Below are 22,887 nucleotides of genomic sequence, written 5' to 3'. Positions count from 1 at the left end.
CCCCCAGTTCCGTCTCCTACCGGTTCGGTCCAGGGATACACGAGGCACGATGACAGGTCTTCGCCTGGGGACGCTTTTCTGTGAACGTCAGCCGTGAATCCACCGGCCACAGGGACCAGTGGCCCGTTTGCCGGGCGGCCTCCCGGGCATTCCCATCGTCGCCCGTTTCCCCCTTCGTGGGCACCTGGCAAGTACTCCTCCTCCGTACGGGAAGGCGACGAGAATGTTCGGTGCCGAGCTCCGCCGACGCCGGCAGGAAGCCCGGATGTCCCTGGCCGATCTGGCCCGGGCGACCCACTACAGCAAGGGGTACCTGAGCAAGCTGGAAACCGGAGCCAAGCCGCCGACCCCCGAGGCCGCCGTCGCCTGTGACACCGCGCTCGGCGCGGACGGCACACTCCTCACCCTTGCTCCCGCCCGGAACCCTTCCGGGGATCCAGCACCGAAGGTGCCCTCCCACAGCCAGGAGGTGTGGATTCTTCGCATGGAGGATGACGGCAGAACCGAATTCACCGGAATCGACCGTCGTACCGCGCTGTCCGCCGGGGCCGCCTCTCTGATGACGATGGCCGCCGGCCCCGCCCCCGCTGCCCCGGAGACACTGGGGTGGTTCCGTGGACAGTTCGCGGCGCTTCGCGCGCTCGGTCAACAGACCCCGCCCCGCGTCGTCCTACCCCTGGCGGTGGCGCAGGCCAACGCGTTGCGTCACCTGGCGACGGGCACGGATGAACGCTCAGCGTCGGCGGCCCTGTCCCTGGCCTCCCGCTTCGCCGAGTACGCGGGGTGGATGGCGCAGGAAGCGGGCGACAACAAGGCGGCGCTGTGGTGGACCGACACCGCCGTAACAATGGCCGCCGCGGCCGGAGACCGGGAGATGGGCGCGTATGCGCACGTACGCCAAGCCCTGGTCGCGATGTACGCCCACGACGGAGCCCGGACGGTCGCACTCGCCAGACGTGTGCTCTCGAAGCCCGGAGCCTCGGCGAGGGTACTCGGGTTGGCGGCCAAACGTGAGGCTCAGGGGCATGCCCTGAGGGGGGATCTGGTGTCGTGCGAGCGTTCCCTGGAACGCGCCCGCGGGCTACTGCCGAATTCGGACGGCCCACTCTCCCCGGAAGTCCTCGGCTCCTCACACGTGGCCGATCCCGTGGGCGTCGCCCGAGGGTGGTGTCTGGTGGATCTGGGCCGATTCGAGGAGGGAGCGCGGATCCTGGACGAGGAGGTGCTCCGGCTTCCGGAGTCCGCGGTACGGGCTCGGACCAGATTCGGAGTCCGCAGGGCACTGGCACACGCTCTGGCAGGAGAGGTCGACCACGCGTGCTCCCTGACGCGGGACCTGCTGGAGGGTGCGGCGGCGTCCGGTTCGGCGACGATCGTGGCCGATCTGCGCCGTCTGTCCCAGGCTCTGGCACGCCATCACGGGCACGGGGCGGTACGTGACCTGGGCCCTCGGCTCGTGGCCGCACTGCACCAACCGTGAGTGGGCGCCCGCCCGTTACGACGGGCGGGCGCCGGTTCTACACCCCTGGACCGGGGTCTCCTTCGTCCGGTTTCCCGTCGTCTTCGCGGGGATCGGCGTCGGGTTCACTCGATGTGGTTCCAGGAAGGTCGAAACGCTGGCGAAGCCGTGGTGCCAGATGAGCGAGGGGACTGCGCTCCAGGACACGGACGAACCGGTCAGCGAGCATGGTGCGTTGGTCGTCGTCCTCGACGGAGGCGATCATCTCCGCCAGAGACTCGGCCTGGTCGGCGGGGGCTTCCCCGCGATCGTCAGCGGGACTCTCCGCGCGCCACCCAGGTCCGGCGTCCGTGTGGAACCTCCCGAAACCCCCACCGTCCTCGGCTTCCATGCCCTCCGCCGCCGGAGCCGGCTGCGGCTCCCACTCCCGTAGCCGCTCACGCAGATCGGCCAGGTCCTTACCCTTTCCAGCCTCCGAAAGCTGGGCGAGCGAACCCACCCTCCCCATCGTGGTCTCGACATTGGCGCCGTTGCGCACCAGGTCCCAGATGACCGCGTTGCCCGGAGTGGCGAAGACGTCGTCGGCGAAGTAGGCGCGCTTGGTTCGTTCGACGGAACGCTCCACCTCCCACCTGTTGTTCTCCTTGCGCAGATCGGCGAGCTGCCGCAGGCGGTCGGCGTCCTCCTCCGGAAGGCTGAGCAGCACGTCGTCGGCCCACACCTCCAGGATGCCGCCGTGGATCGGTACCGCCTCTCCGAGTCGGGCTGCCAGGGCATGGCGTGCCACGTCGACCTCGCCCGCCCGGTACTTGGCCGTCTCGACACGCGCCGCCGTCACGATCGCGTTCTCCGCGGCCCTCGCGGGGTTGCGCAGCCTCGCGTCGGGCCCGTCGGTCCACCTCCAGCGGACGTCGGCGGAGAACACGAACTCGTAGTCATCGGTCAGGCTCGCCATCCGAGTCTCATGGACCCGGGCCGACCGGGGCTCATGGCGCACGGTGGCTGTGGTCGTGGTGGGCAGCGGAGGCTGGCCGCCCGCGACAGCGCTCAACAACAGCCCCAGGGCGAGGAGCATGAGCAGTAGCGGCGCCCACAACCATGTCCACGTTCCCACCAGGGGATAGAGGACGGCGGGAACGACAACGAGGGCAGCGCCCATGATCAGAACACGATTACGCACGTGAGAGTTCACGGGGCGGGGTCCTTCCGTGTCGGGTCCGGAGGGGACAGGTCGAGCCCCTGCGCGGCGTCGATGCGGCGTAGAAGGCGGTCGGCCCGAACCGAACGGGGAGCGAAAGCACCGGACGCGGTTCCGTCTACGCCGGACCAACGCAGGGCAGCGGTGTAGAGGGAGGAGAGGCAGCCGGTATCCATCGCGGCCGTGACCAGCAGGTCCACGAGGAGGCCGGGCAGGGCTCCCGGGTGGCTGAGGAGCCGTTCACCATAGTGAGCTGCCGTGTGGGGGCCACGGGCAAGCACGACGGGCAGTCCCGTGGCCGTCCACGCGGTGACATCACGACGCACGGTCTGGGGCCGACAGCCGCCGATGACCATGGCCGGTGCGGTCAGGTCCCAGAACAGAAGCCGGTCGACCTCACGGTTTCTCCTGTCGGGCCCAGCGAGCTTGTTGCTGACCCTGCGCAGCAGAAGCCGGTACAGGACGGGGTCGTCGGCCAGCCGGGACAGCGTCGACCGGGCGGCCTCGGCCGCCTTGGGGTCGGCGTTGTCGGCCAGATGGTGCAGCCGGACCAACGCCTGGTCGGGATGGGTGATGACGAGGTCTTTCGCGCATACCGCCACCAGGGCGTAGGCCAGTGCCCTTGGCAGCGTGCGGTTGCGGGCCCACACGTAGACCTGTTGGCGGGTCGCCGTGCCGTGCCGGGCGTCCGCCAGCGCAGAGGAGAGCAGGAGGGCGGCTTGTGGTCCGTGTCCATCGGCCCACGCATCCACTCGTACGAGGAGCTCCGACAGGCGGTGGGTGCGCAGCGCCTGCTCGGCCCACCGTTCGGCCACGGTGTCCCGGTTCTCCGGAGGCAGTTCCGGGTCGGTCACACACGCGTCGATCCAGGACGCGAACTCGGCCTGCAGGTGAGGACAGGCGTCCCAGAACGCAGCACGTAGGGCGCGCCCGTATCCGGGGGAGGAGAAACCGATGCGCCGGTCCTCGGTGATGGTGACGCCCACTCTCTTGAGCTGAGTAGTGAACCGTTTCCGTTCCAGGGGCGGGGTCTCGTCCTCAGGGGCGCGGACAGCCGGGAGGAGGCGTTCGACAGCGGCGGAGTGGTGGTCGAGTCTGGCGCCTTCGAGGAACGCGGCGGCCAACAGGATCGCGCGCTCACGTCCTCCCGCTCTGTCCAGAGCCCGGTCCACGTCCGGGTGTCCGTGTCCTAGTGCCCGGTCGAGCCATTCCTGGACACTTCCCCGGCCGGAGGCCGTACGGCGTTCGTCGCCAGCGCGGCGTGCCAGCTCCTCGATCTCCGACATCGACGCGTGGCTGAGCCAGGTGGTCACCGACTTGGAGAACGGCACGGGAGTCCCCGCCTCTGGAACGTCGTTCCGGGACGGCTCGGCCGCGCCGGACACGAGTCCGTACCGGCTCAGATGCCTCTCCAGGACGGACACCCTGTCGGGGTGGCGCAGGACGACCGACCGTTCGCGCAGGTCGTCCGGGAGATCTCGGATGTCTCCCTCGTTCACAAGAAGGACCAGCCATGCCCCCTCCTTCCGGACCTGCGAAACCAGGGCGAGGAGGTCCCGGCTCAGCTCAAGGGCGGGTACGGGCCCCGTCAGGTCCACCAGGAGCCGTTCACCGTTCTGGACCTCCCCCGCGTCGAGCACGGGCCGGGGGTCGGCCTCCACCTGGACCTCGCGCAGGTCGACCTCGTGCTCCCTCCCCTTGGGGACGAGGGTCAGCTGCGCGGTGGTACGCCTGCCCACTCCCTCAGGGCCGGATACGACGAGGACTCCGTGCGCATCTAGTTCCCTGCGCCGTTCCTTCTCGTCGTATCCGGGCGGGGCGACGTACCTGGCACGCAGGTCCTCAAGGCGCCGAGAGGTGACCACGATGCCGAGATGACGCGGTCGTCCCCGCTCGTCCATGGCGAACCTGGCGTACTCGGTGCCAACGAAGATCGTGCTGATGTTCTGATTACCGGTGCCGTTGTGCACGGAGGAACCGTTGTACTGCGAGCCCTCCCCCGTGTTCACCGCGCCATCGTTGCCCGCGACGACCGTCTCCGGTGCCGCTCCTGGTGACATCACCGGCTCTCCCCACCGTTACGGGAGCCGTGAACCCGCTGGACCCCGATCTGGTCGCCGGTGCCGTTGTGCACGGTGGAACCGTTGTACTGGGGGCCCGTGCCCGTGTTCACCGGGCCGGAGTTGCCGAACACCATGTCACCGGTCCTGCCGCTGATCCCGTTGACCCCGTGGAACTCACGGCTCTGAGCGACCGTTCCACCGCTCACGTCGCGCATGGTGTTGGCCACGCCGCCACCTGACGACTGGCCGGAGTCACCTTCGGAGCTCTCGTCCTCGCCCATGTCTCCAAGGCGGGGAGCGGCCACCTCCACGGCCTCAATGATGTCCGCCAGGTCGGATTCGGCCGAGCGGTGGTGGAGACGTCGGTTCTGGCAGCGGGCCAGTCCCCTCATGTCCTCGGGCAGGTCAGCTGGGCGCAGTCGGGCGGCCCCGTCGAACAAGATGGGAATGACCGGGGTACCAAGGGACAGGGCCGTGGCGATCTCCCGGCGGGTCCAGTCGTCGGGGTCATCGAGGGCTCGTCCATCGCCGCCGGACCTGTGCGGGCTGTCGAGCCATGCGGGACCGATGATCGCGACGAGGACCTCGCATCGGCGCACGGCCGCGTCCAGTGCACGTACGTAGTCTTGGCCAGCGTCGATCGAACGGCTGGCCCGGAACACTTCGCCTGAACCGAAGCGTTGCTTGAGCTCGCGGTCGATCAGCGTGGCGACGTGCTCGCCGTCGCCCGTCCTGTAGTTGATGAAGCACCCCGGCATGGAAACCCCTTCTTGTCAGTCACGGTCGGGCAAGCGGATGATGTGCCCAGTGACTGATCCTGGAGCCCCCGCAGCCACCGGAAAAGGCCGAGGGACACGTTTTCCCGGGGCCCGTCGAACGGGAAACGGGAAACCCCGCACACATGGCCCCGATTCACCCGACCAGGTCAACAAGGTCCTCGACAGTGCAGGGCACATAGAAGGTGCGCGCCGCAGGCACGGACGCCCCGCAGGCACGGACCTCATCGCGGGCGTGTACTCCATACCCGAGCACTTCGGAACCATCCACCGGTACACCGAAGGCCTGGAGCACAAAGGAGGCGAGCGGACCAGACCGAAGACGGTTCCAGGCACCTCAACAGCACCGCCTTCATCTCGTTGTTCTCCGACGGCTGACCCGGCAGCCGGGGAACAGGAACCGATCAGCCGTACGAGCAGCTCGCCCTGCCCCTGGTGGAGGGCAGGTCGGTGGTACCGGGAGTACACACGGACGGACGTCCGCTGATGAACCACCGGTCTGGGGAGTGGCGGGAGAACTACTGACCTCGACCGAACAGAATTAGACTACTGGATTCTGATAACAGGCCTTATCGAATGTTCAACTGCATTGAGGACGATGAGTTCCCTATGGTGATGGCTATCGCGTTTCACCCGCTGCCCACCTTTCCCGGGCAGCCCGTGGAACGCGGTGGTCCCACCCTCTTCGCAGGCTGTTGATCCGGTCTGCGCACTTCCCTTAGAGGAATCACCGTGAACACCATGCTCATCTTCGCCCTCCTCGCAGCGACGGCCGCGGTCTTCGCCGTCCTCGGCTACCTGTTCGCCCGCCACCGCTCCGAGTCCCGGAACCGCCATCACAGCGACGAGCAAAACCGTCTGCGAACGGAATGGAAGCTCGCCGAGGAACAGCGCGACCAGGCCCGCACCCAGGCCGAGACGCTGCGCCGGGAGCGCGACGAAGCCCGGAGCGCGCAGCGCGAACGGGAGATCGCCGCGACCGAACAGAACGCCAGGTTGGAAGCCGCGTCCGGGCGGATCGGCGCCCTGGAGGCCGAACTCAACGCCCTCCGAGGCCAGAACCAGAGGGCCGCGACCGATGCGGGGGGACTGAGGAAGTCCCTTGACGAGAGTCGGCAGCGGCTCCGCGACCTGGAGGGGGAACTGACCGCCTCTGAAAGGGACAAGGCCGCACTGGAGGCGGTGGCCGACCAGCGGAAGGAACTCATCGAGGAACACAAGGCCGTCATCGAGAAGCTGCGCACCGAGCGGGCAGGGCTGGAGAAGCAGCAGGCCGAAGTGACCGCGATCCAGAAGGAGATGGACCAGGTCCGCGAGGAGCACAGCCGCCTCCAGACCGAACAGGTCGAGGCGACCGTGGCCAAGATGCTGAAGGCCTCCAAGGAAGAGCTGACCGCCACCGCGGACGAGAAGCTGGGTACGACCGCCAAGGACATTACGGAGAAGCTCCAGGAGCTGGACGTGCACCTGCGCGAGGTCGACGGCAAGCGCGCCTCGACCGAGGCCAGGCTGGACGAACAAATCAAGAACCTGGTGGCGGAGGGCGTACGAAGCCGCGCACAGACCGAAGCGCTGGTCAAGGCGCTGCGCAAGCCGCAGGTACGCGGGCAGTGGGGCGAACTCCACCTCAAGCGGGCCGTGGAGATGGCCAACCTACGGGAGCACTGTGACTTCGACACCCAGGTCACGGTCGAGGGCGAGGAGCGGGTACAGCGGCCGGACATGGTCGTCAAGCTCATCAATGGCCGCAGGATCGTGGTGGACGCCAAGGTCTCCCTCGACGCCTTCATGGACGCCGTGGAAACGGACGATGACACCGAGCACAACCGCTACATGGAGAAGCACGCCGAACAGGTCCGTAAGCACGTGGACGCGCTCACGGCGAAGGAGTACTTCGTGAAGGTCGCGGGCAGCCCGGACTTCGTCCTCATGTTCCTGCCGAGCGAGGCCCTGTTGCAGGCCGCACTGGACAGGAAGCCCGACCTCTACGAGTACGGCATGGGGAAGAAGGTCATCATCGTCACTCCCAACATGCTGTTCCCCATGCTGCGCACCATTGCCCTGGCCTGGGACCAGAAGACCGTGCGCGACAAGACCGAGCAGATCCAGAAGCTCGGTCGGGACATCTACGAGCGCCTCGCCACGTTGAGCGGTCACCTCGGCAACCTCGGTCACCACATCGACAAGACCGTGGAGTTCTACGACAAGACGATCGGTTCGCTGGAGCGGAGCGTGTTGCCCGCAGCCCGTCGTTTCCCCGAACTCGGGGTAGCCGCTTCCAAGGAGATTTCGGAACTGGGCCCGATGGGCTCCCTGACACGAGAGATGAAGGCTCCGGAGCTGGTGCGCGCGGTCACCGCGGAGCCCGCCGCGTCCGCCGTCGAGGCCACCGATCCGGAGACCGCACCGCTCAATTGAACGAAGAGCAGAGAAACGCTGCGGCCCTTCCCGGTGGATTCGGGGAAGGGCCGCAGCCGTGCGCGGTGTGCGGTGTCCGTCAGACCGTGGCGGAAGTCCGACTTCCGCCGCCTCGTTCACGCACCCTCACCGAAGGCCCACAGGAGGAACAGGAACCAGAGGTAGAGGAGAGGCATGAGCCGGATCCCCCACACCAGCAGGTACGCCAGGAGAACCGCGGCCACCCGGCTGAGGACCCCCCTGCACAGGATCAGGAAGACAGCGATCGAGGCCGCGTCGAACACCATCGTGTAGGGGGTCATCGAGTCCACGAGGAACTCGTCCCCCTCGAAGCGGTAGTAGAACGGCACGAGGACGAGTGCTGTGACGACTCCGGTGGCCGCCGCCCGGACCACTTTCCATCTGGCGCGGATCAGGTAACCGAGGACCCCCAGTGAAGGACCGATGCACAGCGCGAACACGAACCACGTCCGATACAGGAGAAGGTCGTGTTCGGGCAGGGTGTACCGCACTCCGACGAAGTCTCCGAGAACGGCGAACAGCAGAGCCGCCAGTCCGGCCCAGGCAGCCTGTCCGGGACGTGCGGCCGCGTACCCGAGAAGCACCACCGGGGTGACGAACAGACCCAGCGTCGGATGGGGCGACTCGTCCCGCCGAAAGACGAGGAAGCCCGACGCCAGTCCTGCGGCGAACCCCACGACGGCCGCGAGGACGAGGAGCAGCCACCACCGTTTCTGAAGGAACTCCACCCACCGGAACGTGGTCGGCTCCGGTGCGTCGTCGGGACCGACCACCCGCCTGATCAGGGACGACACACCGTTGTAGACCTTGTTCACGCGCTCTCTCCCCAGTCTCTTCCTCCCCCACACCGGCTCTCCTGCCGGGGCCGGCCCCTCCGGTTCTCCCGGAGGCTTCCCGTCACCCGCTTCCGGTGGCGACGTCGCCGAGGTAGTCGAGCGTCTCCTCGTCCTCGAAGTAGCCGGAGTGCCCGGTCTTCTCCTCCGGGTCCAGGCGGTGGCCCAGAGTCTCATCGGGGTTGTCCGGGTCCTCGAAGAACTCGTCGTTGTCGGGCGGTGTCCCGTAGTGCTCGCCGAGCGCATCGGACTGGTCCAGGTACCTGATCCAGTCGTCATCGCCCTGGACGACGTGGACGTCGTCCGTGTCCGTGGACAACTCGGTGATGTTGTCCACGCTCGCTCCGGGGCCGCCGAGGAGCACCAGCGAGTCCGCGTCGAGCCCTCCGCCGATGTCCGGGTTGTCCGCCGCCCCGGCCACGAACGCGCCGAAGCTGTGCCCCATGACCGTGTTGTGCGACGGTTCGTCTCCCCTGTGGGTGGCGCGCAGGCCGTCCTGGAACGCGGCGAGCCTCTCGGCAGACTGCTCTGGATCGAATCCGCCGCCGAGGGGCGCGTCGTAGCCCATCCAGACGATGCTCGCGTGGTCCTCGTCCGGTCGGTTCTCCCGCATCTCCCCGTAGATCGCCTCCGAACGGACGACGTCGTCCGCCATACTGCCCATGTCGTTGAGCATGCCGGGCACGAGAGTGGACACGTTGTCCGCGTGGTCGGGGTTGCCGGTGGAGATGGCGGCCTCCCCCGCCCCGTTCGCGTACGGGTCGAAGTAGATGAGGTACTTGTCATCGGAGGCGAGCGCCTCCTCGATCTCCCTCAGCTGCTCCCACGAGTAGGTCATGTGTCCCATACCCGCACTGGTCACCCGGTCGAGCTCCAGCTCCAACCGCTCGCGGTTCAACTCGTCTCGGACGACGACGGGGACACCGTCCAGGTTCCTCAGCTCGTCCGGGTACTCCTCCATGGCGTAGTCCTGCTGGTTCGGCGCGAGGTTGTACCACCAGTGCGCGACCTGCTCCGGGGTCCAGTCCTCCCCCGGTGGTTCACCGACGGTGGGGTGGACCGACCCGCCGAACAGGTCGACCTCCTTGCCCGTCATCAGCCCCGCATCCACGAAGCGCTGCCACATGTCGGTGGTGGGGCCGTTCCGGAGCGTGTCGTTGGCGTCGTCCGTCGCGTCGTCCAGGTCGTTACGGGCGTCCTGGTGCTCTCCGAGGAGCGTGCTGCGGACCGTGGTGAGGTACTCCCTCTCCGCCTCCTCCTGGGTGCTGCCGGTGAAGGTGAGGGTGTCCGCACCGTTCTCCTCGATCCGGCTGAGGGCCTCACTCTTGTAGAAGTCCCACCGGCCTTGGACGTCCTCGCGGACCTCCCGGTAGGCGTCCACCGCCTCCGCGTAGAGCTCCAGAGCCCCCGAACCGTAGGTCAGGAGCTCGCCCACCGCCTGCCAGGACTCGATGTCGGACTGGGAGGCTCCCCGGATGTCCCAGGCGATGGTTTCGGTGAACTCGTTCGCAGCCGCCCAGAAACCGCTGTCCAGGTCGGAGGAGTAACCGAGCATGGTCTGCCTGGTGGTGAGGAGGTCGCTCGCGCCCTGCCGAAGGACCTCGGGGTCGGCGTCGACGTCTTCGGGGAGCCCGAGGCTCATGGACTCAACTGACACCCGGAGCTCCTAGTGGAAGTTCACGTTGCGGGCCAAGGGCATTTCGAGGGTGCTGTACTCGACCGCGCCCTCGTTGTCGGTCATGGCGATCTCCTCGCCCGCACCCTCGGTGGTCTCCGCCAAAGCCCTGCTGTTGCTCGCGGCCAGAACGATGCGCTCGACGCCCTCCGTCTCGTAGTGGGCGAGCCCGCTGAGCCCCTGGGTGCCGTACACGGGACTCACGTCGTTCTGGAAGTCCACGCTGAGTCCATTCATGGTGTCGGCCAGGTCCGCCGCGCTTCCCGCGGCGACTATCGCCTCGTCCCGATTCACACCAGCGCTAGAGATGGGATCCTCCTGGGGCGGGGAGCGGGGGATATACACGGGCAACCCAGAGGACCCTCGGAAACGGAGTTCCACCTGGAGCATCGGAATGCTACACGCCGCAAGTCCCAATGCTCAAACACGAAGAAAACGCACCCTATTCTGCAAGCACCCTCGAATCTGACGCGTATAAGCAGTTCAGGCCACGTTCAACAGCAGGGCGGACTTACCATCGAACCTGCGTTTTCCCAGGTCCAGCTCTTGTGACACCAAGATGATTTTCTGGACAGCCGGTTCACTGTTCCGCCCCCTCTGATCCGGACGTTTCCCATGGTCATTCACCGGTGAACAGGAGCCGTGGCCGCCCCGCGCGGGAACGGGGCGGCCACGGTCCGCGGTGCTGACGGCAACCGGTCAGGCCGCTGCGGGAAGACGCGCGTCGCCTGTCATCCGCACCCAGGGGCGGGCGGCGGGCGGGTCGGAGTCCAGGGTTCCGTGCGGTCGCAGAGTGAGGAGGAGGGCGTCGATGTCGGCGGCCTCGGTCAGCCCGGCGGGAGTGGCGACCCAGAAGGACTGGGTGGCCTCGCCCCACCAGATGACCAGGTGGCGGTTGCGGGCCTGGGCGGCCGCTGCCTGGTCGTGCTCGCGGGCGAACTCGGCGCGGTGGCCGCCCAGGCGGGGAAGCCGTTGGGCGCGGCGGGTCCGGCAGGAGGGGTGGTCACAGGAGGGGCAGGCCGGGCCGATGAGCGGTGTGCGGCGCGGGAGCATCGGGAAGGGACGGAAGTCGTCGGGGCGCCGGGGCGAGGGGATAGGGTTACGCATCAGATCCTCTTTCCTTGCATATGTCTGTGTTGGGTTTCTGGGGGATTCAGGGCCCGGGAGAAGCGCGGCAACGCTCTCCTGGGCCCGTCTCATATCACCGACAGGTCAGTCGTCTCGGTTGTCGGAGTCCCAGCGGCTTCCGGTGAGGTCGTAGGCCAGGTAGAACCAGACCGTGCGGTAGTGGGCGTTGCCGTTGTCGCCCCACTCGGAGGCGAAGGCGTCCACCAGGGCCAGGCCGCGCCCGGACTCGGCGGACAGGTTCAGGCCGTCGGGGTTGGGCTTGAGACGGGCGTCCTTGTCGCGCAGGCCGCCGCGGTCACGGCAGGCCAGGTTCAGTCCGGTGCGGTGGCGGTGCACGAGCAGGGTGTAGGTGCCCCCGGGGCGACCGGAGAGGCTGTGGCGGATGCTGTTGTTGGCCAGTTCGCTACCGAGCAGGGTGAACAGGTACCGGTAGTCGGCGGGCTTGGCGGCGGCGCAGGTGTCCAGGAACGCCCGCACCAGCGGCATGACGGCCGGGGTCCCGGCGAAGTCGTAGCGGCGCAGGCGGTAGTTCGGGCGTTCGGCGCAGCGGGTGAAGTAGTGGCGGTGCATGGGCCGAATGAAGCTGGACAGCGGCACGGTGGCCTCACCCAGCACGGGCACGGGAGCCGGGACGGTTGCGGGCATGACGAACACACTCCTTGGCATGGCACGAGGTGAACAGGGGTTTCGTGGTGCCCGTTGGAGGAGTCTCACGGATGCCGTGATGCGCGGAACGGGCGGGGCGTAGCCTGACCACTAGAGACTCTCCGTGATGACATGGTCACGACTACACCCCAAAGATAACTAGCAATCGTAGAGTTTTCAAGCTCTATCTCTATCATCCTGAATTTTTTTCGCTAGGGTGCTGCCATGACCCCTTCCAACAGCCCAACCCTCCGACTTCGCCGCCTGGCGACCATGCTCCGCCAATCCCGAGAAGCAACTGGCTACACCGCCACACAAGTCGGCAACAAGTACGGGTGGAGCTCCGGGAAAGTCTCCAAAATGGAGACGACCGAGACGAAACGCATCAAAGCGGACGATCTCGACAAGTTGATGGACCTCTACGAGATCACCGATCCTGACAAGCGATCGGTCATGCACGCGCTCGCGAAGGATGCGCGCCAACGAGGCTGGTGGTCCAAGTACAAAGAGGTCTTCACCGAACGCGCTCTACCTGACTTCGAAGCTGAGGCCTCAGTGATTCGCACCTTCGAGACACAGATGGTGCCTGGGCTACTACAGACACCCGACTACGCAGAAGCTCTACTACGAGGAGGGCGGTTCGCGAACCCCGAAATCATCAGGAAAAAGGCTGAAGCGCGCATGGTCCGCCGAGAGATCCTGGTCCGGCACTACCCGGCGCGGCTCCGTGCAGTCATCGAGGAGAGCGCGCTTCACAAGCCGATAGGCGGCAAGGAGATCCTCAAGAAACAGCTTGCCTACCTTCATCGCATGGCCCAGCTGTCCAACATCGACCTTCAGGTGCTGCCTGCTGATGTTGGGTCACATTCCGGACTATGCGCTCCTTTTACCATCCTGGAGTTCCCCGACCCTTTGGACCTCCCCATCGTGTACATCGACACCGCATCCAATGGGCTCTTCCTGGAGGAGCAGGATGAGGTTGAAGCGCATAGTGCTACCTTCAGTGACATCCAGGGGTCTGCCCTGAGTACCGTGCGATCTGCCGATCTCATCACCAGCATCATGAAGTCCCTAGAGAGTCCTCATGGCCACCACCCTTAACTTCCGTAAGAGCAGCTACAGCGGACATGCCCAGAACTGCGTCGAGATCGCCGACCTCCCCTGCGGCGCTGCCATCCGCGACTCCAAGCACCCCGACGCCGGACACCTTCCCTTCCCCGCCACCGAGTGGAGCGGCTTCCTCTCCGCCGCCCTCTCCCGCTGACCGATAGACACAACAGTGCCCGGCCGCTGCCTCCCCCTGGCAGTGGCCGGGCACCCCCGTCTTTCCGCGCTCACCCGCGCTCACCGGGCAGCAGGCACGGGCTTCCCTCCTCCTCCCGCAGCCACCCCTGGTCCACCAGGTACCGGATGACCAGCGCGCCCGCCCACCGGTCCCAGCCGAACACCGCCTCCAGCTCGCGCCAGGTCGGCCCGCGCCCGTGTGCCTCCGCGTGCTCACCCGCGTAGGCGCACACCCACGGCTCCAGCCCCTGAACGATCCGGTGTGCCCGCATCGCCTGGTTGGTCCTCAGCCTCCGCTGCTCATCCGGCTTCCGGGGCTCCGCGCGCCGGGGCCCCGGAACACGCAGCCCCTCACCGGAGGACCGGGCTGCGCGGGCGGAGTAGGGAAGTTCCTCCTGGGAGGTCAGGTGCCACCCCTTGCAGGACGGGCATTCGTAGGCCCGGCGCGGCATCCGATCCGTGCGGTCCCTCCCGTAACGGCGGATGGTGGCCAGGGCGAGCTGAGCGCTGACCTGGTCCTTGAACCAGCGCTTGCCGCACCTGCGCGGACGGGCGGCGCGCGGCGGACGGGTGGTGCTCCTGCGGAAACGTGCGTGCTGTCGGCTCACGAGGGGTCCTCCTGGTCTACCGGTACCGGTGGCGCACCGGACGCCGTGGTGTGGGAGGCGGGCGGCTGTCCGCCCGCGCCATGGAGAGGACAGTAGCCAGAAATCCCCGAAACCACCCCGCCACGGGACGATAAGCCCGGTTATCAGAGAAAGGCCTACGGAATCGGGGATTCTGCTCTAGAGTGGCCTCACTCCCTCACCCCACCCCCAGCGCAGAGAGCGAGGAAGCACCGGATGCCGTCGTCACCCCCGCTGCTCTCCCTGTCCGACATCGCCACCCTCGCCCGCGTCCAGCGCCCGGTGGTCTCCACCTGGCGGCGGCGCTACCCGGACTTCCCGGCTCCCATCGCGGAGAGGGGCAACCGCACCTGGTTCGACGGCCGCACGATCGCCGACTGGCTCACCACCACCGGCCTGGGTAACACCCCCGCCGACGAGATCGGCCCGGAACTGGTCGCGCACGGCCTCGTCCGCCTCGCCGAGGAGATCGGTGCACAGCGCCTGGTCTCCGTGCTCGGCGCGCTGCTGTGCCTGCACCACATGGACGAGAAACCCCTCGCCGGCACCACGGAGGACGCGCTGCTCGACCGGGTGGAGCGCATGGATCCCGAAGACGAGTTCTTCCGGCGGGAGCTGGTCGAGGACCCCGCTCTCTCCGCCCGTCTGGCACCCCTGGCCGAAGAGCTGGTCGAGGCCGCCTACACCCCCGGCGGCGCCCACGAACACCTCATGGCCCACCGGCACCGCCTCGGCCTCACCGGCCCCGACACCGGTTCCCTCTCCCCCGGGCTGCGCCGCCTGGTCGTGCGCGTCGCCGACCCGCTGGGGCGCGTCCGCGACGACGGCACCCTCACCGTCGCCGACCCGCACGCGCTGTGCGGGGACCTGCTCCACGACGTCGTGGCCGCGCTCGACGACCCCTCCGACACCACGGCCCTGGCCGCGGAGCGCAGCGCCGTCCTGGCCCGGCTCACCCGCCGCCGCCTGGAGCTGTCCGGGGTCCCCGAACTCGGCCTGGACGTGCAGGAGGGCGGAGAACTGGAGGAGCGGCTGGCCGACCCCGACCTGATCGTGACCACCTTGCCCTACCAGGCCGGGGAGAGCCGTTCCAGGTCCCTGGTCCTGGAGGAGGTGGAGTCCATCGGGGACCTGCTCGGCGAGGGCTGCACGGCGGTGGTCGTCGGCCCCGCCGACGCCCTGGTCGGGGAGCTGGACGCACGCGAGGCGCAGATCCGCTCACGCCTGCTGCGCAGCGGCCTGGTCGAGTCGGTCACCACCCTCCCCGGCGGCGCCGACCCCTACCGGCCCGGCTACGGGTGCGCTATGTGGACCCTGACCCGGGAGCCGGTGGCCGCCGCGCGCGGCCGGGTGCTCATCAGCGACATCGGCGCCCGTTCCCTGGACTCGGGCGTCGGGGAGGCCCTGGCCGAGGACATCCTGCTCTGGCGGCGCGAGGGACACCACCTGGGCGGCCACGACCCCCGGTACGGCCTGTCGGTGACCGTCAAGGACCTGGAGGAGCGGTTCGGCGATCCCCTCGTGCCCCCGGGACCGCCGGTCTCGCGGATCCTGTCCCGCACTGTTCGCGACCGTCCGGCCCTGATCGCCGAGGCCGAAGCACGCCTGTCCGAGGCGGAGAACCAGGCGCGGTCACACGCGGACGCGCACGGCCCGCTGCGCGGCGGGCTGGTGCGCCGGGTGGGGCCCGCGCCGGAGCGGGTCACCGTGGGAACCCTGATCAGGCAGAAGCGTCTCGTCCTGGTCAAGGGCCACCGGATCGCGGCCGAGCACATCGAAGCGCGGGGGCAGTACGCCGTCCTCGGCCCGGACGAGGTACTGGGCCGGGCACCGCGCGACGGCCGGTGGATCGACCGGGTCGTGTTCGCGGTGGAGTACCCGCACGCGGCCCTGACCGAACCGGGGGACGTGGTGTACACGACCGGCCCGGAGTTCGGGGTGATGATCGACCACGAGGGCTCCTCGGTGGTGGCTTTCCCCGCCCGGATCCTGCGGGTGAACCGCGAGGCCAGACGGGCGCTCACCCCCCGGGTTCTGACGCTGCTGCTGGAGGGGGCCTCCTCCGCGCAGCGACCAGCGGGGGCGGTCCGCGCCCCGCGCGGGGTCGGGGAGATCGCCCTGCCCGACCTGCACCCGGAGGAGGTCGCCCGCCTGGACGCCGTGCTCGCCGGGGCCGAACGCAGACGCGCGCTGCTGGACGCGCAGTACGCCGAACTCGACACGATCCGGCGGCTGAGCGCCGCCGGGTTCAGCGACGGGACGCTGGCCGTCCCTCCCACCTGACAGACTTTTCCGCGTATCCCCGCTGCTTCGGCTCCGCCCTCCCCTCGTGTGGCCGCGTCGCCGGGCAGCACCACAACCCGGAAGGAACACAGAGCACATGCCGCCACGCAAGCGCGCCAGCACCCAGCAGGGTGAGCTGTTCAGCGCCTCCACCCCCCAGGAGATCCGGGCCATCCTGTGGAAGGCCGCCGACCAGCTGCGCGGGTCGATGGACGCCGCCCAGTACAAGGAGTTCGTGCTGGGGCTGGTCTTCCTCAAGTACGTCACGGACGCCTTCGACGAGCGCCGCCGGGAGCTCGTCATCGAGCTGGAAGAAGATGGAATCCCCGAGCACCGCCGGGCAGCCTTCCTGGAGGACCAGGACTCCTACATCGAGGAGAACGTCTTCTGGGTGCCGGAGAAGGCGCGGTGGAAGTACATCGCCGATAACGCCGCCAGCACCCCCGAGGGGGTCGGCAAGCTCATCGACGACGCCATGGGCGAGTTGATGAAGGAGAACAAGGCGCTCACCGGTGTGCTGCCGCAGATCTTCAACCGCGACAACGTGGACCAGAAGCGGTTGAAGGGGTTGGTGGACCTCATCAGCGACGCCCGGTTCGCGGGCGACGGGGAGAAGACCGCCCAGGACGTGCTCGGGGAGACCTATGAGTACTTCCTGGAGCAGTTCGCGCGGGCCGAGGGCAAGCGGGCCGGGGAGTTCTACACGCCCAAGAGCGTGGTGGAGCTGCTGGTGGAGATCCTGGAACCGTACAAGGGGCGGGTCTACGACCCGTGCTGCGGCTCCGGCGGCATGTTCGTGCAGGCGCAGAAGTTCGTCGAACACCACGGCGGGCGCGACCGCACGCACGACATCGCGGTCTACGGCCAAGAAGCCAACGAGCGCACGTGGCGGCTGGCCAAGATGAACCTGGCCATCCACGGCATGGACCCCGAGGGCGTCGGGAAACGGTGGGCGGACACGTTCGCCGACGACAAGCTGCCGGACCTGAAGGCCGACTTCGTGATGGCCAACCCGCCGTTCAACCTGCACCCGTGGGAGCGGAGCACCGAGGACCAGCGGTGGAAGTTCGGTGTTCCACCAGCGAACAACGCCAACTACGCCTGGTTGCAGCACATCATCTCGAAGATGGGTGATCGGGGTACGGCGGGCGTGGTCCTGGCCAACGGGTCGATGTCCTCGCAGTCCTCGGGTGAGGGCGAGATCCGCAAGGCGATCGTGGACGCGGACCTGGTGGCGTGCATGGTGGCGCTGCCGGGGAACCTGTTCCGGACCACGGCGATCCCGGCGTGCCTGTGGTTCCTGACCAGGGACAAGGGTGTGCAGGGGGCTGGGGCAACCAGTGACCGGCGCGGCGAGGTGCTGTTCATCGACGCCCGGGAGATGGGCGAGATGATCAACCGCACCGAGCGGGTGTTCTCGGAGGAAGACCTGGCGAAGGTCGCGGACACCTTCCACGCCTGGCGCGGTACCGAGTCCGCCAGGAAGAAGAAGCTGACCTACGAGGACGTTCCCGGCTTCGCCTACTCGGCCAAGCTCCAGGAGATCGCCAAGAACGAATACGTGCTCACCCCGGGTCGGTATGTGGGTGCGGCCGAGGTTGAAGAAGACCCAGACGCCGAACCGCTGGATGAGAAGATCGCCCGTCTGACGAAGGAGCTCTTCGAGCACTTCGACGAGTCCAAGCGCCTTGAGGGCGTCGTCCGCGAGCAGCTCGGGAGGATCGGATGAACAAATGGACCAAGCACACGGTCAAGGAGCTCGAAGCAGATGGATTTCTACTCGTCCAAGACGGGAACCATGGAGAATACCGCCCTAGGCGTGATGAATTTTCTTCAAACGGAGTGTCGTTTATTCGCGCCGCAGACATGCATGATGGGCACATTCTCTTCTCCAGTGCACAGAGAATCAACAAAGCAGCCCGCGAACGCATCAGAAAAGGAATTGGAAAAAGCCATGATGTAATTCTTTCACACAAGGGGACCGTCGGAAAGGTTGCATTCGCCCCCGCATCATCTCCGTCATTCGTTTGTTCACCGCAAACAACCTTTTGGCGCAGTCTCGACCACAGCAAGATCAGCCCCAGATATCTGTATTTCCATTTGATATCTTCAAGCTTCACTTCGCAACTTCGAGCTCTCGAAAATTCATCTGATATGGCGGCCTATGTCTCCCTGACAAGCCAAAGAGGACTCAGCATCCTCTTGCCACCAATCAACGAACAACACGCCATCGCTTCCGCACTCGGTGCACTGGACGACAAGATCTCAGTCAACCAGCGCATTGCTGACACAAGTCGCCAACTCGGCTTGGCACTGTACAAAGAGTCAATCACGGAGAATTCCCGCTCAGTTACCATTGAAGGTTTGAGCGGTTACCTGAACCGTGGCCAAGCTCCGAAGTACACCGAGGACGAAGACGGTATGACCGTCCTCAATCAACGTTGTGTGCGTGCAGGTCGTGTTCTACTCGACCCTGCGCGTCGTACCCTGGCGGCACGCGTTCAAGAAGCGCGACGCTTGCAGACTGGCGATGTTCTCGTCAACTCCACTGGAGTCGGCACATTAGGCCGAGTCGCCATCTGGTCTCATACGGTCGAAGCCACGGTTGACTCCCACGTGACCATTGTCCGTGTCAACCCTGAAGTCACCCCAACTGTCGTCGGCGGGTTCGCCATGCTGGCCGCCCAGCAGCGAATTGAAGCTCTGGGAGAGGGTTCCACCGGCCAAACAGAACTGAGTAAGGCAAAACTGGGCCAACTCGAAGTCGAGATCCCAGACGGCGAGAGTGGCGTGCTTGCCACACGTCTCACTGCTCTCGAAGAAAAGGCCGACGCAGCGTTGGCCGAATCCCGAACGCTCACGGAACTGCGCGACACCCTTCTTCCCCAGCTGATGTCAGGAAAGCTCCGCGTCAAGGACGCTGAGAAAATCGTGGAGGACAACGTATGACACCCCCCAGACCCGGCGACTCCGCCACCACCGACGCCTCCGAAGCTCACACCGCCCTCACCGCCTCCGGCCGAATGACCGAGGCCGACTGGGAGCAGTACGCCCTCGAAGAACTCGGCGAGCTCGCCTGGCGGGCCGCCCCCGGCCGTGAGTTCTCCCCCGCCCCTGACGGGCAGCGCCGGGTCTGGGACGACCTCATCCTCCACCACGACCTGCGCGAGGCCGTGGAACGGCTCAACCCGGAGCTCACCACCACCGCCGTGGACCAGGTCATGACCACCGCCACCACCCCCCAGTCGCGCGAACCGCTCCCCGAGAACCGTCTCGCCCACGGCTACCTCACCTCCGGTATCCGCCTCACCTACACCGACGAGTTCGGCGCCGAGCGCTTCCCCACCGTCCGTCTCGTGGACTTCCGCGACCCGCACGCCAACACTTTCCGCGCGGTCAACCAGGTGCGGCTGGTCGACGGCGAGCACGAGCGCCGCTTCGACGTGGTCCTCTACGTCAACGGCCTCCCCCTCGCCGTCATCGAGCTCAAGAACGGCTCCGACTCGCGCACCACCCTCGCCAGGGCCCACGCCCAGCTGGGCACCTACGCCGAGGAGTTCCCGGCCGCGTTCCGCTACAACGTGCTGTGCCTGGTCTCGGACGGCGTCACCGCCAAGTACGGCACCCCGTTCACGCCCTTCGAGCACTTTGCGCCCTGGAACGTGGACGGTGAGGGCAACCCCCTGGACAGTCCCGACTCCGAGTACGGCGAATACGGCGAGTTCGGCGCCGAGAAGCCCGACGCGCTGGCCCTGGCCCTGCGCGGGCTGTTCGACCAGGCCCGCTTCCTGGACCTGGCCCGCAACTTCGTCAACTTCACCAGCAGCGGCAGCCGGCACGGCAAGCGCGTGGCCAAGGCCCACCAGTACTTCGCGGTCAACAAAGCGCTCAAGGCAGTGGTCCGCGCCTCCCAGACCAACGGGCAGGCGGGCGTGGTCTGGCACACGCAGGGATCGGGCAAGTCCGAGGAGATGGTCTGCCTGAGCGGCCTGGTGGCCCGCGAACCGTCGCTGAACAACCCCACCGTCGTGGTCGTCACCGACCGCAACGACCTCGACGACCAGCTCCTCGGCACCTTCCAGGCCAGCCGGGAGCTGCTGGGCGCCGACCCCGTCCAGGCCGACACCCGCCAGGAGCTGCGGCAGCTGCTGGCCAACACCAACACCGGCGGGATCGTCTTCACCACGCTTCAGAAGTTCGGGCGTACCAAGGCCGAGCGCGAGTCCGGGGCCGACCACCCCCTGCTGTCCGAGCGGCGCAACGTCCTCGTCATCGTCGACGAGGCCCACCGCAGCCACTATGACAACCTCGACGGCTACGCCCGCCACCTGCGCGACGCACTGCCCCACGCCACGCTCCTGGCCTTCACCGGGACCCCGCTGTCCAAGGCCGACGCCAACACCCGCGAGGTGTTCGGCGCGGGCGAGGACTACATCGACGTCTACGACCTGCGGCGCGCGGTCGAGGACGGGGCGACCGTCCGCGTCTACCACGAGCCGCGGCTCATCGATGTCTCCCTGCCCAAGGACATCGACCCCGCCGACCTGGACGAGCAGGCCGACACGCTCACCGCCGCCATGGACGACGCCGAGCGCCGCAGGGCGATGCGGGCCGCCATGCAGATGACCAACATCTACGGGGCTCCTGACCGGGTGGCCAAACTCGCCCAGGACCTGGTCGACCACTGGGAGGAGCGTTCGAGGCTGGTACGCCCCTACCTGGGCAGCCCTGGCAAGGCCATGCTCGTGTGCGCCACCCGCGAGGTGTGCGTGCGGATGTTCGACGCCCTGGCCGAGCTGCGCCCGGGGTGGGTGGGCACCGGTCCCGACACGGGCGTGATGAAGGTGGTCTTCCACGGCGAACCCGGCGACTCCCCCGAGCTCAAGGCCCACGCCATGCGGCCCTCCGGACACCGGGTCGTCCAGGCCCGCGCCAAGGACCCCGACGACGAGCTCCAGCTGCTCATCGTGCACTCCATGCTGCTGACCGGGTACGACGCCCCGCCGATCCACACCATGTACATGGACCGGTCCATGAGCGGCGCGAACCTGATGCAGGCCCTGGCCCGCGTCAACCGGCGGTTCCGCGACAAGCAGGACGGGCTGCTCGTGGGCTACGCCCCGCTGTCCGAGAACCTGCGCAAGGCCCTGGCCGAGTACTCGCCCGGCGACCAGCGGGACAAGACCCTGGGTAGGGACATCGACCGTGCCATCACCGAGGTCCGCAACGAGTACGAGACCATCTGCGGCCTGCTGTCGGGGATCGACTGGCGCAGGCTCCTGGCCGCGAGCGGCGACCACTCCCGGCTGCGGGCGCTGAAACTGGTCTCCGACCACCTAGTCTCCCGTGAGGCCCAGCGCAAGCCCGAGGACGGGAACGGCAAGTCCCTGTCGCAGCGCTTCCGTGAGAGCGCGACCAAACTGGAGCGCTTCCACCAGCTGTGCGCGATGAGTTCGCAGATCAGCGAGCGGTTCGGGGACCTGGAGCACTGGCGCCGCGACATCGCCTTCTTCGTGGAGGTGCGCGCCTGGGTGGTCAAGCTGGAGGCCGCCAACCGTGAGGCCCGAGGGGAGGCGCTGCCCGCCGAGATCAGCATGTACCTGTCGCAGCTGGCGGCCTCGGCGGTGGACGCCGAGGAGATCACCGACCTGTACGCCGAGTCGGGTCTGGGCCGACTGGACATCACCCGGCTCAACGAGGTCCAGCTGCGCCGCCTCCAGGACTCGGAGACCCCCAACCTGGCGGTGGAGGCGCTGCACCGGCTCGCCCGGGAGAAGCTGCGCGAGGCCACCCGGTACAACGCCATCAGCCGGGAGCGCTTCACCGAGCGGTTGGAGGCGCTCATGATCCGCTACATGCGCGAGCAGCTCACGAGCGCCCAGGTGCTGGCCGAGCTCTTCGCCCTGGCGCAGGACGCCGTGGCCGAGTTCCAGCGGGGCGATCGCTTCGACCCCCCGCTCAACTACAAGGAACTGGCCTTCTACGACGCCGTGTGCAAGAGCGAGAGCGCCCGAGAGCTGATGAAGGACGAGGTCCTGGCCGACATCGCCCGCGCCCTGGTCAAGGACGTCGCCAAGAACCTGAGCACCGACTGGCTCTCGCGCGAGCCGGTGCGGGCCAAGCTGCGCAGCCGGGTGCGCCGCCTGCTGGCCAAGTTCAACTATCCGCCGGACCAGGAGAAGAAGGCGATCGAGGACGTCATCAAGCAGATGGAGGAGCTCGCCGGGCTGGACGCGCCCACCGCCGCCCGGCGCTGAGCACCGCCCGCAGGTCCTGACGAGGCCGGGGAGCCCGGGGAGGGCTCCCCGGCCTTACGTGTGCGCGCGAGGGCACGGTGACGCACGCACGACACATCGCGTTCCTTCTTTGTCTGATAACCCCCCTTGCCGACCTTCAGGCTTCTCCTTCGCGCGTGCCGGGCCGCATGCTGGATCCCGCCAGCGCACGACGGCCCGGCCCCCGAGTGAGCGCACGGCGA

17 protein-coding genes are annotated in these 22,887 nt (G+C 67.5%); 8 read left to right on the top strand and 9 right to left on the bottom strand.

Features of this window, described 5'->3' with window-relative positions; all coding sequences use genetic code 11:
• The first annotated feature begins 223 nt into the window (after window positions 1-223).
• Window positions 224-1,480: a helix-turn-helix domain-containing protein gene (locus tag ACSTA4_RS06970; protein WP_444962850.1), complete on the top strand. Its 1,257-nt coding sequence runs from the start codon at window positions 224-226 to the stop codon at window positions 1,478-1,480.
• A 37-nt stretch (window positions 1,481-1,517) separates the two neighbouring features.
• Here the strand turns inward: ACSTA4_RS06970 and ACSTA4_RS06965 are convergent, their stop codons facing one another.
• From ACSTA4_RS06965 to ACSTA4_RS06955, 3 genes are all read right to left on the bottom strand, one after another.
• The gene (locus tag ACSTA4_RS06965; RefSeq protein WP_444962849.1) at window positions 1,518-2,573 is read right to left on the bottom strand and encodes a hypothetical protein; all 1,056 of its coding nucleotides are present in this window, start codon (window positions 2,571-2,573) and stop codon (window positions 1,518-1,520) included.
• 74 nt (window positions 2,574-2,647) lie between these two features.
• Window positions 2,648-4,717, bottom strand: a complete 2,070-nt coding sequence (locus tag ACSTA4_RS06960) for a hypothetical protein (protein ID WP_444962848.1) — start codon at window positions 4,715-4,717, stop codon at window positions 2,648-2,650.
• Window positions 4,717-5,478, bottom strand: coding sequence for a toll/interleukin-1 receptor domain-containing protein (locus ACSTA4_RS06955; RefSeq protein ID WP_444962847.1), 762 nt, complete (start codon window positions 5,476-5,478; stop codon window positions 4,717-4,719). The genes ACSTA4_RS06960 and ACSTA4_RS06955 overlap by 1 nt, the downstream gene beginning before the upstream one ends.
• Window positions 5,479-6,237: 759 nt before the next feature.
• Here ACSTA4_RS06955 and rmuC point away from each other — a divergent pair.
• Window positions 6,238-7,914 (top strand): DNA recombination protein RmuC, encoded by a 1,677-nt coding sequence (rmuC, locus tag ACSTA4_RS06950; RefSeq protein ID WP_444964111.1) that lies wholly within the window; start codon window positions 6,238-6,240, stop codon window positions 7,912-7,914.
• A gap of 116 nt (window positions 7,915-8,030) precedes the next feature.
• Here the strand turns inward: rmuC and ACSTA4_RS06945 are convergent, their stop codons facing one another.
• From ACSTA4_RS06945 to ACSTA4_RS06925, 5 genes are all read right to left on the bottom strand, one after another.
• A complete protein-coding gene (locus ACSTA4_RS06945) occupies window positions 8,031-8,750 on the bottom strand; it encodes a hypothetical protein (protein WP_444962846.1) in 720 nt (239 codons plus the stop codon).
• A gap of 82 nt (window positions 8,751-8,832) precedes the next feature.
• The gene (locus ACSTA4_RS06940) at window positions 8,833-10,425 is read right to left on the bottom strand and encodes an alpha/beta hydrolase (protein ID WP_444962845.1); all 1,593 of its coding nucleotides are present in this window, start codon (window positions 10,423-10,425) and stop codon (window positions 8,833-8,835) included.
• 9 nt (window positions 10,426-10,434) lie between these two features.
• The gene (locus ACSTA4_RS06935; RefSeq protein WP_444962844.1) at window positions 10,435-10,665 is read right to left on the bottom strand and encodes a hypothetical protein; all 231 of its coding nucleotides are present in this window, start codon (window positions 10,663-10,665) and stop codon (window positions 10,435-10,437) included.
• 477 nt (window positions 10,666-11,142) lie between these two features.
• On the bottom strand, window positions 11,143-11,550 hold the full coding sequence (locus tag ACSTA4_RS06930; protein WP_444962843.1) for a hypothetical protein: 408 nt from the start codon (window positions 11,548-11,550) through the stop codon (window positions 11,143-11,145).
• Between the two features lie 105 nt (window positions 11,551-11,655).
• Window positions 11,656-12,216: an ATP-binding protein gene (locus ACSTA4_RS06925; RefSeq protein ID WP_444962842.1), complete on the bottom strand. Its 561-nt coding sequence runs from the start codon at window positions 12,214-12,216 to the stop codon at window positions 11,656-11,658.
• A gap of 225 nt (window positions 12,217-12,441) precedes the next feature.
• Here ACSTA4_RS06925 and ACSTA4_RS06920 point away from each other — a divergent pair, with 225 nt between their 5' ends.
• Window positions 12,442-13,317 carry a helix-turn-helix domain-containing protein gene (locus ACSTA4_RS06920; RefSeq protein WP_444962841.1) on the top strand — a complete coding sequence of 292 codons (876 nt, stop codon included), beginning with the start codon at window positions 12,442-12,444 and terminating at the stop codon, window positions 13,315-13,317.
• Complete coding sequence (locus ACSTA4_RS06915) at window positions 13,301-13,480, top strand: DUF397 domain-containing protein (protein ID WP_444962840.1); 180 nt, start codon at window positions 13,301-13,303, stop codon at window positions 13,478-13,480. Before ACSTA4_RS06920 ends, ACSTA4_RS06915 begins: the two co-directional genes overlap by 17 nt.
• A gap of 70 nt (window positions 13,481-13,550) precedes the next feature.
• Here the strand turns inward: ACSTA4_RS06915 and ACSTA4_RS06910 are convergent, their stop codons facing one another.
• Complete coding sequence (locus ACSTA4_RS06910) at window positions 13,551-14,108, bottom strand: hypothetical protein (protein WP_444962839.1); 558 nt, start codon at window positions 14,106-14,108, stop codon at window positions 13,551-13,553.
• Window positions 14,109-14,342: 234 nt separating this feature from the next.
• Between ACSTA4_RS06910 and ACSTA4_RS06905 the strand changes: the two genes are divergently transcribed.
• The 4 genes from ACSTA4_RS06905 (at window position 14,343) to ACSTA4_RS06890 (ending at window position 22,666) form a co-directional block, all read left to right on the top strand.
• Window positions 14,343-16,409, top strand: coding sequence for a hypothetical protein (locus tag ACSTA4_RS06905; RefSeq protein WP_444962838.1), 2,067 nt, complete (start codon window positions 14,343-14,345; stop codon window positions 16,407-16,409).
• A gap of 97 nt (window positions 16,410-16,506) precedes the next feature.
• The gene (locus ACSTA4_RS06900) at window positions 16,507-18,138 is read left to right on the top strand and encodes a class I SAM-dependent DNA methyltransferase (protein WP_444962837.1); all 1,632 of its coding nucleotides are present in this window, start codon (window positions 16,507-16,509) and stop codon (window positions 18,136-18,138) included.
• Window positions 18,135-19,358 (top strand): restriction endonuclease subunit S, encoded by a 1,224-nt coding sequence (locus ACSTA4_RS06895; RefSeq protein WP_444962836.1) that lies wholly within the window; start codon window positions 18,135-18,137, stop codon window positions 19,356-19,358. Before ACSTA4_RS06900 ends, ACSTA4_RS06895 begins: the two co-directional genes overlap by 4 nt.
• The gene (locus tag ACSTA4_RS06890; RefSeq protein ID WP_444962835.1) at window positions 19,355-22,666 is read left to right on the top strand and encodes a type I restriction endonuclease subunit R; all 3,312 of its coding nucleotides are present in this window, start codon (window positions 19,355-19,357) and stop codon (window positions 22,664-22,666) included. Before ACSTA4_RS06895 ends, ACSTA4_RS06890 begins: the two co-directional genes overlap by 4 nt.
• Window positions 22,667-22,887: the final 221 nt, after the last annotated feature.

This window comes from Nocardiopsis sp. M1B1 (assembly GCF_052466615.1).
The sequence above is the reverse complement of the archived record's forward strand: the minus strand, read 5'-3'. Positions and strand labels throughout refer to the sequence as shown.

Coding starts and splice junctions, on each gene's coding strand:
- ACSTA4_RS06970 (WP_444962850.1), top strand. CDS start 224: ATGTTCGGTGCCGAGCTCCGCCGACGCCGGCAGGAAGCCCGGATGTCC.
- ACSTA4_RS06960 (WP_444962848.1), bottom strand. CDS start 4,717: ATGTCACCAGGAGCGGCACCGGAGACGGTCGTCGCGGGCAACGATGGC.
- ACSTA4_RS06955 (WP_444962847.1), bottom strand. CDS start 5,478: ATGCCGGGGTGCTTCATCAACTACAGGACGGGCGACGGCGAGCACGTC.
- rmuC (WP_444964111.1), top strand. CDS start 6,238: ATGCTCATCTTCGCCCTCCTCGCAGCGACGGCCGCGGTCTTCGCCGTC.
- ACSTA4_RS06930 (WP_444962843.1), bottom strand. CDS start 11,550: ATGCGTAACCCTATCCCCTCGCCCCGGCGCCCCGACGACTTCCGTCCC.
- ACSTA4_RS06925 (WP_444962842.1), bottom strand. CDS start 12,216: ATGCCCGCAACCGTCCCGGCTCCCGTGCCCGTGCTGGGTGAGGCCACC.
- ACSTA4_RS06920 (WP_444962841.1), top strand. CDS start 12,442: ATGACCCCTTCCAACAGCCCAACCCTCCGACTTCGCCGCCTGGCGACC.
- ACSTA4_RS06915 (WP_444962840.1), top strand. CDS start 13,301: ATGGCCACCACCCTTAACTTCCGTAAGAGCAGCTACAGCGGACATGCC.
- ACSTA4_RS06905 (WP_444962838.1), top strand. CDS start 14,343: ATGCCGTCGTCACCCCCGCTGCTCTCCCTGTCCGACATCGCCACCCTC.
- ACSTA4_RS06900 (WP_444962837.1), top strand. CDS start 16,507: ATGCCGCCACGCAAGCGCGCCAGCACCCAGCAGGGTGAGCTGTTCAGC.
- ACSTA4_RS06895 (WP_444962836.1), top strand. CDS start 18,135: ATGAACAAATGGACCAAGCACACGGTCAAGGAGCTCGAAGCAGATGGA.
- ACSTA4_RS06890 (WP_444962835.1), top strand. CDS start 19,355: ATGACACCCCCCAGACCCGGCGACTCCGCCACCACCGACGCCTCCGAA.